This window comes from Vogesella margarita (assembly GCF_028548475.1).
GTDB classification, from domain to species: Bacteria; Pseudomonadota; Gammaproteobacteria; order Burkholderiales; family Chromobacteriaceae; genus Vogesella; species Vogesella margarita.
The window spans coordinates 39,659-52,692 of record NZ_JAQQLE010000001.1 but is presented as its reverse complement, the minus strand read 5'-3'; the positions used below and the strand labels follow the sequence as shown (position 1 = coordinate 52,692).

Sequence of the window (13,034 nt, the reverse complement as noted above, 5' to 3'; positions counted from 1 at the left end):
GCCCTGTCACAACAAGCGCTGGTAGCAAGCCAGCAGACGCGCGGCCATCTTGTCCAGCGTCAGCTCGGCCACACTGTCACGCGCGGCTGCGGCCAACCTTGGCCAATCGGCACGGCAGGCCAGCCATTGGCCGAGCTGCTGGCGCAGGGTCGCGCCGTCCAGCGCGTCGGCCACCCAGCCGTTGTCGCCATCGCGGATCAGCTCGGCAGCACCGCACTGCTGCGTGGTGAACACCGGCAAACCGCAGGCCAGTGCCTCGACACAGACATTGGGGAACGGGTCGTACAGGGTCGGCAGGATGAAGGCGTCGGCCATGCCGTAAAACGGCTTGACGTCGTTTTGCGCGCCGGCAAAACGGACACGCGATGCGATGCCCAGCGTGGCGGCCAACCTTTGGTACTGCGCGGCGTGCTTGTCGTGCCCCACCACCACCAGATGTACATCCGGATGCGGCACGATGGCCTGCAAGGCCCGTGCCACGCCCTTGCGCTCGAAACCGGAGCCGACGTACAGCAGCAAGGGCGCGGAAGCCGGAATCTGCCACTGCTTGCGCATCGCGTCGCGATGTTCGCGCAACGACGGGTGAAACGCCGCGGTATCGACGCCGTTGTAGATCACGGCAAAACGCTCGTCCGGCAGGCCGAAATAGTGCTGGATCTCGCGCTTCACCATCTGCGAGTTGCAGATCACGGTTTTGAGGCGCGGATGCAGGAACATGCGCCGCTCCATCCACTGCACGTAGTGGTGATAGGGATTCAGCAGCATGGTCAGCCGCCCCCGCCGCGACAGTACACGGCGGCGCAGTTGCAGCCAGTGGCGATGCACACCGTCGCCGGCACGGTAGATGTCGCAGCCGGCAATGCGCTCGTGCGACTGCACCAGGTCGAAGCCTTCGCGCTGCCAGATGCGGCGCGCGGCACAGGCAAAGCCCCAGTCGCGCCAGACACTGCCGAGGTAGAAAGGGTTGGCCGCAAAGGCGCGCACGCCGGAAAGCGCTTCCCACTTACGTGCGATCAGGTTCACGTCCAGATCACCCTGCGCCGACAGCGCCGACAGCGCACGGCTGACGAAGCGCTCGGCGCCGCCGGCCGGATTGTACTTCTGTCGCACGATGGCCAGCCGCGTCATGCGCCGACCTCGGTCATCAGGCTGTTGAAGGCAGCCAGCACCTGTGTTTCGCCGATCAGCTCCAGGCATTCGCTGCGCTTGCCGCCGCCACAGCCATCCTTGCCGCACGGGCGGCATGGCAGCTCGGCGCGCAGCAGGCGATGCGGTACCTGCCACGGTCCCCACTCGATGTCGCCGGAGGGGCCGAACAGCGCCACGCACGGCGTCTGCATCGCCGCAGCGATGTGCATCGGCACCGAATCCATGCCGATGAAGGCCTGCGCGCTGTCGATCAGCGCCGCCAGCTCCTTCAGGCTCAGCTGGCCGGCCAGCGAGGCCACCGGTTGTGACAGCCGGTCGGTGATATCGGCCAGCATCGCCAGCTCGGCCGGGTCCGGCGCCGCCGACAGAACCACGGTTTCGCCCTGTGCACGCAGCTGTTCGATCAGTGCCGCCATGCGTGCGGCGGGCCAGGTCTTGAACAGCCAGCGCGAGGTCGGATGGATGACGAGGTAAGGAGCACTGACGCCCTGCGCCGCCAGCTTCTGGCGCACACTCTGCTCGGCCGCCTCGCCCGCCACCAGCCGCAGCCGGCGCTCGTCGGCTGCTGGATAAATACCGAGGCGGCGCAAGGCATCAAGATGGGTTTCCACGGTATGGCGGCGGTTGCCGCCAATCACCGGGTAACGGTGGCTGAAACTGTTGGTGAAGAACTTGCCGAAACTGCCGCCCGGTGCTACCGCCCAGCGTGGCCGCAGCAAACGGCTCAGCCAGGCACCACGCTTGTGATTGGTCAGGTGCACGATCAGGTCGTACTGCCTTGCTCTCAGGCCGGACAGCAGCTGCCACTCGGCGGCCAGCTGCCCGCGCAGGCCGAGCCTTTTCCAGTTCCGGTCGATGGTGAACAGCTGCGACAGCGCCGGATGGCCGGACAACATGTCGCGGGTATCGTGATACACCAGCGCGTCGATCTCGGCATGCGGCGCGTGCGTCTTCAGCACCGACAGCACCGGCGACGACAACAGCACGTCGCCGTGGTGGCGCAGCTTGACGACAAGCACGCGGCGCACGGTGGACAGATCGATAGCGTCTTTGAGCATAGAAAAGAAAAAAGCCGGATCAGGCGTCCGGCCCGGCATTCAGTTGTTGCAGAAGATCGGCGATTCTATCAGGGTCTTCGCTGCGAAGCATGCGCGCAACAAACGGCCCCACTTCATCGAGGTGACTGGACAGCACCTGCTGCTTCACGTCCAGCAGGTTGGCCGGGTGCATCGAGAAGCGGCGCAGGCCCATGCCCAGCAGCAACCGGGTCAGGCGCGCGTCGCCGGCCATCTCGCCGCACACCGAGACCGGCACCCCGGCCTTGCTGGCGGTCTTGATGGTGTAGGAGATCAGCTTCAGCACCGCCGGATGGATGGGGTCGTACAGGTGACTGACGCTGTCGTCGTTGCGGTCGATCGCCAGCGTGTACTGGATCAGGTCGTTGGTGCCGATGGAGAGGAAGTCGACATGCTTGATGAAGCTGCCCACCACCAGCGCCGCCGACGGGATCTCGATCATGGCGCCGACCTCTACCGCCTCGGCAAAGGCGATGCCTTCGGCGCGCAGCTCGGCCTTGGCGTACTCCAGCTGGGTCAGCGACTGCTTCAGCTCGCCCAGGCTGTTGATCATCGGAAACAGGATGCGGACCTTGCCGAAGGCCGACGCGCGCAGCAGCGCGCGCAGCTGGGCGCGGAACATCAGCGGCTCGGCCAGGCACAGGCGGATACCCGTCAGGCCAAGCGCCGGGTTTTCGGCCAGCTGATGGTTGAGCCAGCGCGGGCTCTTGTCGGCACCGAGGTCCATGGTGCGCACCGTCACCGGCGCGCCGCCGGTCAGCTCCGCCACCATGCGGTAGGCCTCGAACTGCTCGTCCTCCGACGGCAGGTTGTCGCGACCGAGGAACAGGAATTCGCTGCGGAACAGGCCGACGCCGACGGCGCCGGCGTCCAGCACGTTGGCCGCATCCTGCGGCAGCTCGATATTGGCCAGCAGCTCGATCGGGGTGCCGTCCCCGGTGATGGCGTCGGTGTTGCGGATGCTGGACAGCTTGCGCCGCGCCTCGACGCAGGCGCGCTGCCGGCGGCGGTACTCGGCCAGCACCGTCGGTTCTGGGTTGATCAGCAGCACGCCCTGCTGGCCATCGACGATGATCAGCTCGTCCTCGCGCACCAATTCGCGCGCGTGGTGCAGCGCGATCACCGACGGCAGGTCGAGGCTGCGGCCGAGAATGGCGGTATGGCTGGTGGCGCCGCCGACGTCGGTGACGAAGGCCGCGACACTGGAATCCTTGAAGTAGACCATGTCGGCAGGCGACAGGTCGTGCGCCACCAGGATGGCGTCGCCGTCCAGCCCTTCCGACAGCTGCAGCTCGGTGGTATGGCCGCCGAGGTTCTTGAACACCCGCTCCACCACCTGCAGCACGTCGTGCTTGCGTTCGCGCAGGTAGTCTTCCTCGATGGCGTCGAACTGCTCGATCAGGGTGTCGCACTGCTGTTTCAGCGCCCACTCCGCGTTGCAACGCAGGCTGGCGATCAGTTCGCGCGGGTCGCGCGTCAGGGTCACATCCGACAGCAGCATGATGTGCAACGACAGGAAGGCCCCCAGCTCCGCCGGGGCGTTCTCCGGGATGCTGCCCCACAGCATTTCCAGCTGCTTGCGCGTGGCCCGCACCGCCTGGTCGAAACGCTGCTGTTCTGCCGCGATTTCGTGGTCGTCGATACTGTAATGCACCACGTCATCCATGCTTTGCGACAGCAAGTGGGCACGGCCGATGGCGATGCCACCACCGATCGGTACCCCGTGCAAAACGATGCTCATGTTGCGCCCTCTCCCCTGTCCGGTCCCTGTTCTTGTTGCGGGCGGTTATTCCGCCTCGTCAAAGCGGTTGTTGATCAGTTCGACCAGTGCCGCCATCGCGAGATCCTCGTCCTCGCCATTGGTTTCCAGCTCGATTTGCGAGCCTTTCGCCGCCGCCAGCATCATCACCCCCATGATGCTCTTGCCGTTGACGCGGCGGCCGTTGCGCGCGATCCAGACTTCGGCCTTGAAACGGCTGGCGGTCTGGGTGAACTTGCTGGAGGCGCGCGCGTGCAGGCCCAGCTTGTTGATGATCTCGATTTGCTGTGTTTTCATTCTTTTCCCTCGGGAATGACGTAGTACACGCCTTCCAGTCCCCCTGTAATCGCCTTGCTGACCACCACCTCCAGCGGCTGCGCACTGTAGCTCAGCGCCCGCACCAGCATCGGCAGGTTGACGCCGGCGACGACCTCGACCACGCCGCGCTTGCGCAGGCGGCTGGCAATATTGCAAGGCGTCCCGCCGAGCATGTCGCTTAACACCAGCACGCCGCTGCCGTCGTTGATCTTGTCGATCAATGCCTGCGCGTCCAGCAGCCGCGCGTCGGGATTGTCCTGTTTCTCGACGCCGAGGATGGCCAGATTGTCCGGCACGCGCCCCAGCACGTGCCGTGCACAGTCGGCCAGGCACAAGCCCAGCTCGCCATGCGAAATGATCAGTACACCTACCATGATTGTCTTGCTCCGGACGAGCCGGTATTGCCCGCGTTATGACGTGGTGACGGTACCGCGCCGTCACCGCCCTGGATTCACTGCTGCGTGTCGGGGGTCGGTACGATCTCCTCGACATCGCGGAACCAGCCCAGCCGCGACGACAGCGCCACCACGTCGCCGACGATGATCAAGGCCGGCGAGGTGATGCCGCTCTGCGCGATCTTGGCCGGCAGGCTGGCCAGCGTGCCGACCACAGTGCGCTGCTGCGCGGTGGTGGCGCGATGCACCACCGCCGCCGGCGTGGAAGCCGGCTTGCCGTGCGCGATGAAGGCGTCGCAGATCTCGGCCGCCATCGCCAGTCCCATGTACACCACCACCGTCTGATCCGGGCGCGTCAACGCCGGCCAGTCTAACTGAATGCTACCGTCTTTTTTATGACCTGTAACAAATACCACCGCCTGCGCGTGATCGCGGTGGGTCAGCGGAATGCCGGCGTAAGCGGCGGCACCGCTGGCCGAGGTGATGCCGGGCACCACCTCGAACGGGATGCGGTGCTCGGCCAGCAGCTCGATTTCCTCGCCGCCACGGCCGAAGGTGAACGGATCGCCGCCCTTCAGCCGCAGCACGCGCTTGCCCTCTTGCGCCAGGCGCACCAGCAGGGTGTTGATCTCTTCCTGCGGCATGGTGTGGTTGGCGCGCTGCTTGCCGACGAAGATGCGTTCCGCGTCGCGGCGCACCAGTTCCATCAGCTCCGGCGCCACCAGATTGTCGTACAGCACCACATCGGCCTGCTGCATCAGGCGCAGGGCGCGGAAGGTGAGCAGGTCGGGGTTGCCGGGGCCGGCGCCGACCAGGTACACCGCGCCGGACGGCGCGCTGTCACCTGCGGCCAACCTTTGCAGCAGGTCGGCCTCGGCCGCGCGCTCGTCGCCGTTCATCACCTGTTCCGCCAGCGGCCCTTCCAGCACCGCCTCCCAGAACGCGCGCCGCTCCTCGACATTGCCGAAGCGCGCCTTGACCCGGTCGCGGAAACGCGTGGCAAACTGCGCCAGGCGACCGAAACCGGCCGGAATCAGGCTTTCCAGCCGCGCGCGGATCAGCCGCGCCAGCACCGGCACGCCGCCGCCGGTCGATACCGCGATCACCAGCGGCGAGCGGTCGACGATGGCCGGCGTGATGTAGCTGGACAGCTCGGGGTCATCCACCACGTTGACCGGAATGCCCAGCGCCTGCGCCGTCTGCGACACCAGACGATTGACCTCGCGCTGGTTGGTGGCGGCCACCACCAGCCGCTGGCCGCCGACCTGCGCCGGCTGGAAACAGGCGTCGATATGGCACACCTCGCCGGCGGCCGCCATCGCGGCCAGCTCCGGCACCAGCTGCGGCGCCACCACCGTCAGCCGTGCGCCGGCCGACTGCAGCAGGCGCGCCTTGCGCACCGCCACCTCGCCGCCGCCGACCAACAGGCACGGCTCGCCGGCAAGGCGCATGAAAATCGGAAAATACTCCACGGAATGCTCCTGTAGCTGACCTTGGCAGAATACTCCAGCCGGCGCAGCTTGGCGATGCCCGACCCAGGCACTACATCCGGCGGCGGATACCGGCGGCCATGGCATTCAGGTACTATGCTTCAAACATTTCCGGATCCGCCATCGCCCGCCGCGCGGCCATGGCCTGCAGGAGCACCGCGTGTTCGCCCAAGCCACTCTCGAAACCGTCCTCAGCGCGCTGCCGGCCGGTTACCTGCTGCTTGACCTGTCGCGACAGGTCGTCTTCGTCAGCGAGCGTTTCAGCATCGCCTGTCACGGCCAGCCGCTGCCCGTCGTCGGCAGTCCCTTGCCGGCCACACTGCTGCCACAGGCGGTGCTGCAGCGCCTGGAACAACCCGACAACGGCGACCTGACGCTGCCAGCGCAGGGCCTGCTGCTGGAGTGGCTGGTGACACCGCTGAGCGCCGGCTGGCTGATCAGCGTGCGCGAGGACCGCCACGCCTTCCGCACCCTGGTCGACAACTCGCCGGACATCATCACCCGCTACGACCTCGACCTGCGCTGCCGCTTCATCAACCACTCGCTGAGCAAGTTCTCGCCGACCTCGGCGGCGGAACACATCGGCCGCACGCTGGAAGAACGTTTCCTGCCCGCGCAGCTGAAGGACGCCATCCGCCACAATGCACAGCAGGTGATCGCCAGCGGCAAGCCGCAACGCTTCATCAGCGAGCTGAGCCTGCCGCAACGACACTATGTGTTTGAATCGAGACTGCTGCCGGAGTACAACGACGACGGCGAGCTGCAATCGCTGCTCAGCATCGATCGCGACATCAGCGAGCAGCATGCGACCAGACAATGGGAAGCCGACGAGAACCGGCTGCTGGAAATGATCGCCAACGACCGCCCGCTGCCGGAGGTGATGGGCTGGACTTGCCAGACCCTCGAGGGCCAGCTCGGGGGCGCGATGTGCAGCATCATGCTGCTGGATGAGGCCGGCGAACGGCTGTACCTGGCGGCGGCACCGTCGCTGGCCAGCGAGTACAAGGACGCGATCGACGGGCTGCCGATCGGCGAGGGCATCGGCTCCTGCGGCACCACCGCGTGGCGAGGCGAGATGGTGATCGTCAGCGACATCGCCCATGACCCACTGTGGCAGGACTACCGCGAGCTGGCCGCCGCCCACCGGCTTGGCGCCTGCTGGTCGCTGCCCATCCTGGCACAGGACGGCAAGGTGCTCGGCACCTTCGGCCTCTACCACGAGCACCCCTGCACGCCGGAGCCGCACTTGCTGGACATCGTGCGCCGCACCTCGCACCTGATGGCGATCGCCATCCAGCAGGAGCAGCGCGCCACCGCGCTGTACCGGCTGGCGACGCAGGACGGGCTGACCGGCATGGCCAACCGCCGCCACTTCATCGACCTCGCCTCGCAACGTTTCAAGGAGGCACGCTACCTCGGCAAACCGTTCAGCCTGCTGATGATGGACATCGACCACTTCAAGCGCGTCAACGACAAACACGGTCACGAGGGCGGCGACGTGGTGCTGCAGGCCTTCGCCCAGTGCGTGAAGGGCGCGCTGCGCGCCAGCGACCTGGTCTGCCGCATGGGCGGCGAAGAGTTTGCCGCCATCCTGCCGGATACACCGGCCGAAGAGGCGCTGGTGGTGGCAAAACGCCTGCGCAACGCCATCGCCGCGCTGCCGATCACGCACCAGGACCACACCATCCCGATCACGGTCAGCATCGGCGTCGCCTCGCTGGCACCGGCCTGCCGCGAGCTGAGCGAACTGATCCGCCACGCCGACCAGGCGCTGTACCAGGCCAAGGCCAAGGGACGCAACCGCGTCTGCGTCGCCGAATCGCTGTAAGCGCCGTTACGACAAAAAAGGTTGGCCGCAACAGCGCACGCTGTTGCGGCCAACCTTTCGTCATTACGGTGAAGATGTGTGCCCTTAGTGTGCACTCTCCCAGCTGTTGCCGACACCGACCTCCGCCAGCAGCGGCACCTTCAGCGCGGCGACGCCCGCCATCAGCTGCGGCAGTTTTTCCCGCACCCGCGCCAGTTCGCTGTCTGCCACTTCCAGCACCAGTTCATCGTGCACCTGCATGATCAGCTTGCTCTGCAATCGCTCCGCCTCCAGCCAGCCCTGCACCGCGATCATCGCCAGCTTGATCAGGTCGGCGGCGGTGCCCTGCATCGGCGCGTTGATCGCCGCGCGCTCGGCGCCGGCGCGACGCGCCTGGTTGGCGGCGCGGATCTCCGGCAGGTACAGGCGGCGGCCGAACACGGTCTCGACGTAGCCCTGCTCGCGCGCCGCATCGCGCGTCTGCTGCATGTACTCGGCGACGCCCGGGTACTTGCGGAAGTAGCTGTCGATGTACAGCTTGGCGGCGTCGCGGCTGATGTCCAGCTGCGAGGCGAGGCCGAATTCGCCCATGCCGTAGATCAGGCCGAAGTTGATGGCCTTGGCGGCGCGACGCTGCTCGGTGCTGACCTCCGCCAGCGGCGTGCTGAACACCTCGGCGGCGGTGGCCTTGTGGATGTCCTCGCCGCTGGCGAACGCCGCCAGCATGCCGGCGTCGCCGGACAGATGCGCCATGATGCGCAGCTCGATCTGCGAGTAGTCGGCGGAAACGATCACGTGGCCGGGCGCGGCGATGAAGGCCTCGCGCACGCGGCGGCCCTCGGCGGTGCGCACCGGGATGTTCTGCAGATTGGGGTCGGAGCTGGCCAGACGGCCGGTAATCGCCACCGCCTGTGCATAAGTAGTGTGCACGCGGCCGGTCTGTGGATTAATCAGCGTCGGCAGCTTGTCGGTATAGGTCGACTTCAGCTTGGCGAGGCCACGGTACTGCAGGATCAGCTTCGGCAGCGGGTGATCCAGTGCCAGTTTTTCCAGTACTTCCTCGTCGGTGGAAAAGCCGCCAGACGGCGTCTTGCGCACGCCCTTGGTCGGGATGCCGAGCTTGCCGAACAGGATTTCCTGCAGCTGCTTCGGCGAATTGAGGTTGAACGGCTGACCGGCCAGCGCGTAGGCCTGCTGCTCCAGTTGCAGCATCTCGCTGCCAAGCGCGTGGCTTTGCGCCGCCAACCTGTCGCGGTCGATCAGCACGCCGTTGCGCTCCATCTTGAACAGCACCTCCGCCACCGGCAGCTCGATGTCGCGATAGACCTCGGCCAGCTTGCCGCTCAGTAGTGGGGCGAAGTGCTGCGCCAGGCGCAGGGTGATGTCGGCGTCCTCGGCCGCATAGTTGGCCGCCACGTCCACCGCCACCTCGGCAAAGCCGATCTGCTTGGCGCCCTTGCCGCAGATGTCCTCGTAGCTGACCGTGGTTTCGTTCAGGTGGCGGCGCGCCAGATCGTCCATGCCGTGGCGTTCGTGGCTCTCGATCACATAGGAGGCCAGCAGCGTATCGTCAATGACGCCGCGCAGGGTGATGCCGTGGTTGGCAAACACGTGGCGGTCGTACTTCAGGTTCTGCCCCAGCTTTTTACTGGCGGCGTCTTCCAGCCACGGCTTCAGTCGCGCCAGCGTGGCGTCGAAATCCAGCTGCTGCGGCGCGTCCGGGCCGCGGTGCGCCAGCGGCAGGTAAGCCGCCTGCCCCGCCGCCACCGAGAAGCTGATACCGACCAGCTGCGCCTGCATCTGGTCGAGGCTGGTGGTCTCGGTGTCCAGCGACACTACCTCGGCCGCGGCCAACCTTTGCAGCCAGTCGTCCAGCTGCGCGTCGGTGAGAATGGTGTCGTAGTGGCGCGCAATGGCGGCGGGCGACGGCGCCGCCGGCACCGTCTCCGCTGCCGCCTCGCTGTCGTCACCGAACAGGTCGCCGCTGGTATGCAGCGCCGGCTGCGCCCGTGGCACGGCGGGGCTGCTGGTGACGGAGTCGGCCACCGTCTCGCTGACTTCGCGCAGGAAGGTGCGGAAGCCGCAGGCGGCGAACAGTTCCGCCAGCCGCGCCTTGTCCTTGCTGCCGTGCAGCAGGCTGTCCATGCCCTGTGGCAGCTCGGCCTGCAGCGGCACGTCGCACTTGATGGTGATCAGCTCGCGCCCGCGCGGCAGCCAGTCCAGCGCCGCACGCAGGTTGTCGCCGACCTTGCCGCCAACGTTGGCCGCATGGGCGATCACTCCCTCCAGCGTGCCGTACTCCTGCAGCCACTTCAGCGCCGTCTTCGGGCCGCACTTGTCGACGCCGGGCACGTTGTCGACCTTGTCGCCGATCAGCGTCAGGTAGTCGATGATCAGGTGCGGTGGCACGCCGAACTTCTCCTGCACCCCGGCCTCGTCCAGGTTTTCGTTGGTCATGGTGTTGACCAGCGACACCGCCGGCGTCACCAGCTGAGCCATGTCCTTGTCGCCGGTAGACACGATCACCCGCATGCCGGCAGCCTCGGCGCTGCGGGCCAGGGTGCCGATCACGTCGTCGGCCTCGACGCCGTCCACCATCAGCAGCGGCCAGCCGCTGGCGCGCACCACCTCGTACACGGTGACGACCTGCGCGGCGAGGTCGGTGGGCATCGACGGCCGGTTGGCCTTGTACTCCGGGTACAGCTCGTCGCGGAAAGTCTTACCTTTAGCATCGAAAATGCAGGCGCTATAATCGAACTGCACTTCCTTTTCCAGCCGGCGCAGCATGTTGACCATGCCGTAGATGGCACCGGTCGGATCGCCGGTGGGCGAGCGCAAGTCGGGCATCGCATGGAAGGCCCGGTACAAATAAGAAGAGCCGTCAATCAATAACAAGGTTTTCATAAGAAAAGGGGCAGATATGAGCTTGTCCGATAAATTACCGCAAACCAGCGACCGCTACGCGATGATGCAGCGTTTCCGCTCGCGCGAAGCCTGGCATGTGATGAAAATTCTGTCGGAATTTGTTGAATCGGCAGAAGAACTGCAACAGATCAGTCCAGCTGTAAGTATTTTTGGCAGCGCACGGACGCCGCGCGATCATCGCTATTATAAGCTGGCCGAGGACATTGCCCGCCTGTTATCCGATGCCGGCTTCGCGGTGATCTCCGGCGGCGGCCCCGGCATCATGGAGGCGGCCAACAAGGGCGCCTATTACGGCAACAGCCCGTCGGTCGGCCTCAACATCGTGCTGCCGCACGAACAGCGCCCGAACGAGTACCAGGACCTGAGCCTGAAGTTCGACCACTTCTTCAGCCGCAAGGTGATGTTCGTCAAACATGCGCTGGCCTATGTGGTGATGCCCGGCGGCTTTGGTACACTGGACGAAATGTTCGAGGCGCTGACGCTGATCCAGACCGGCAAGACGCGCAAGATGCCCATCATCCTGTGCGGCGCCGAATTCTGGAGCGGTCTGCTCGACTGGGTGCGCCAGCGCCTGATCGGCGACGGCCTGATCAACGCCGAAGACCTAGACCTGCTGCAGCTGATCGACGATCCGCAGCAGATCGTGGAAACCATCTTCACCTTTTACGAAACCCGCGGCTTCGAGGCCCTGCCGGAAGAACGCGAACAGCTGCTCAATCTGTAATATTTGCCGACCGGCGCTGCCTGGCAGCGCCGACAACCAAGGAAACCCCATGTCCCGCCTGATTCTGGCCGTGCTGGCCGCCATCGCCCTGCCGGCGCTGGCCGATACCCCCGCCGCGGTGCTGCCGCCACCGCCGACCATTGCCGCCGATGCCATGGCAGAGCCGGAAGTCCGCATCATCCAGGACGGCGACAACAGCATCGAGGAATACCGTCTCAACGGCCGCCTCTACCTGATGAAAGTGACGCCAAAGAATGCGCCACCGTACTACCTGCGTGACGACGAGGGTAACGGCCAGATGAAACGCATCGACCCGTCGCAGCGCCTGGTGGTGCCGCAGTGGGTCCTGCTGACCTTCTGAGGAGCGGGCATGTCGGTTTATACCTCGGTCTCGACCGCAGAGCTGGCACAGTGGCTGCAGCGCTATGCGCTGGGCGAGCTGGTCGAGCTGAAAGGCATTGCGGCCGGAATCACCAATACCAACTACTTTGTCACCACCACCCATGGCCGCTATGTGCTGACGCTGTTCGAGGTGCTGCAGCTGGACGAGCTGCCCTACTTCCTGGAGTTGAAAAGCCATCTGGCGCGCCACGGCGTCGCCTGCCCGGCGCCGATTGCCGACCACAACGACCACTTCGCCTCGCTGCTGGCCGGCAAGCCGGCCTGCCTGGTCAGCTGTCTGGACGGCCACGACGTGGCAGCGCCGAACGCCGCGCAGTGCTACGCCGTCGGCGAGATGCTGGCGCAGATGCACAAGGCCAGCAGCACCTTCCCGCGCCGCATGCGCAACCCGCGCGGCCCGGAGTGGTGGAGCCGCACCGCCGCCGCGCTGTACCCGCAGCTGCCGGCCGCCGATGCCGCCAGCCTGCGCAGCGAGATCGCGTTCCAGGACAGTCACCGCTTCGACTTCCTTCCGCAGGGGGTGATCCACGCCGACCTGTTCAAGGATAACGTGCTGATGGACGGCGACCGCATCGCCGGCTTCATCGACTTCTACTACGCCTGCAACGACATCCTGCTGTACGACCTCGCCATCGCGCTCAACGACTGGGCGCGCGATGTGCAGGGCGACATCGACGCCGAGCTGGCGCGCGCCATCATCGCCGGCTACCAGAGCATCCGGCCGCTGACCGAGGAGGAGCGCAAGGCGTGGCCGGTGATGCTGCGCGCCGCGGCGCTGCGCTTCTGGGTGTCGCGCCTGCTCGACTTCTACCGTCCGGCCAGCGGCGAGATGACCTACACCAAGGACCCCGGCGTGTTCCAGCGCCTGCTGGAAGCGCACCGCGCACGCCAGGACTTCTGGCTGTAACGCGCATCCCGCCCGCCAGCCGCCACCGCACAGCCCGCCCGCCGCGGGCTGTTTTGCCTGCCGGCGGAATTGCGGTATAACC

11 protein-coding genes are annotated in these 13,034 nt (G+C 66.1%); 4 read left to right on the top strand and 7 right to left on the bottom strand.

The window, feature by feature from the left end:
- Positions 1-6 precede the first annotated feature (6 nt).
- From PQU96_RS00250 to cysG, 6 genes are all read right to left on the bottom strand, one after another.
- Positions 7-1,128 carry a glycosyltransferase family 4 protein gene (locus PQU96_RS00250; protein WP_272770309.1) on the bottom strand — a complete coding sequence of 374 codons (1,122 nt, stop codon included), beginning with the start codon at positions 1,126-1,128 and terminating at the stop codon, positions 7-9.
- Entirely contained in the window at positions 1,125-2,207 is a 1,083-nt protein-coding gene (gene rfaQ, locus PQU96_RS00245; RefSeq protein ID WP_272770308.1) for a putative lipopolysaccharide heptosyltransferase III, read from the bottom strand. Before rfaQ ends, PQU96_RS00250 begins: the two co-directional genes overlap by 4 nt.
- Before the next feature lie 19 nt (positions 2,208-2,226).
- Positions 2,227-3,966 (bottom strand): phosphoenolpyruvate--protein phosphotransferase, encoded by a 1,740-nt coding sequence (ptsP, locus tag PQU96_RS00240; protein ID WP_272770307.1) that lies wholly within the window; start codon positions 3,964-3,966, stop codon positions 2,227-2,229.
- 45 nt (positions 3,967-4,011) lie between these two features.
- Entirely contained in the window at positions 4,012-4,281 is a 270-nt protein-coding gene (locus PQU96_RS00235) for an HPr family phosphocarrier protein (RefSeq protein WP_047967915.1), read from the bottom strand.
- The gene (locus PQU96_RS00230; protein ID WP_272770306.1) at positions 4,278-4,676 is read right to left on the bottom strand and encodes a PTS sugar transporter subunit IIA; all 399 of its coding nucleotides are present in this window, start codon (positions 4,674-4,676) and stop codon (positions 4,278-4,280) included. Before PQU96_RS00230 ends, PQU96_RS00235 begins: the two co-directional genes overlap by 4 nt.
- A 77-nt stretch (positions 4,677-4,753) precedes the next feature.
- The gene (cysG, locus tag PQU96_RS00225) at positions 4,754-6,169 is read right to left on the bottom strand and encodes a siroheme synthase CysG (protein WP_272770305.1); all 1,416 of its coding nucleotides are present in this window, start codon (positions 6,167-6,169) and stop codon (positions 4,754-4,756) included.
- Positions 6,170-6,347: 178 nt separating this feature from the next.
- On the opposite strand from cysG, the gene PQU96_RS00220 reads away from it, so the two are divergent.
- The gene (locus PQU96_RS00220) at positions 6,348-8,015 is read left to right on the top strand and encodes a sensor domain-containing diguanylate cyclase (RefSeq protein ID WP_272770304.1); all 1,668 of its coding nucleotides are present in this window, start codon (positions 6,348-6,350) and stop codon (positions 8,013-8,015) included.
- A gap of 84 nt (positions 8,016-8,099) precedes the next feature.
- On the opposite strand, the gene polA is transcribed toward PQU96_RS00220, so the two are convergent.
- Positions 8,100-10,898: a DNA polymerase I gene (gene polA, locus PQU96_RS00215; RefSeq protein ID WP_272770303.1), complete on the bottom strand. Its 2,799-nt coding sequence runs from the start codon at positions 10,896-10,898 to the stop codon at positions 8,100-8,102.
- A gap of 16 nt (positions 10,899-10,914) precedes the next feature.
- Between polA and PQU96_RS00210 the strand changes: the two genes are divergently transcribed.
- Genes PQU96_RS00210 through thrB form a run of 3 tightly spaced genes read left to right on the top strand, consistent with a single transcriptional unit; the run spans position 10,915 to position 12,952 of the window.
- Positions 10,915-11,643 (top strand): LOG family protein, encoded by a 729-nt coding sequence (locus tag PQU96_RS00210; protein ID WP_272770302.1) that lies wholly within the window; start codon positions 10,915-10,917, stop codon positions 11,641-11,643.
- A gap of 49 nt (positions 11,644-11,692) precedes the next feature.
- Entirely contained in the window at positions 11,693-12,004 is a 312-nt protein-coding gene (locus tag PQU96_RS00205; protein WP_272770301.1) for a DUF2782 domain-containing protein, read from the top strand.
- 9 nt (positions 12,005-12,013) lie between these two features.
- Positions 12,014-12,952: a homoserine kinase gene (gene thrB, locus PQU96_RS00200; RefSeq protein WP_272770300.1), complete on the top strand. Its 939-nt coding sequence runs from the start codon at positions 12,014-12,016 to the stop codon at positions 12,950-12,952.
- Positions 12,953-13,034: the final 82 nt, after the last annotated feature.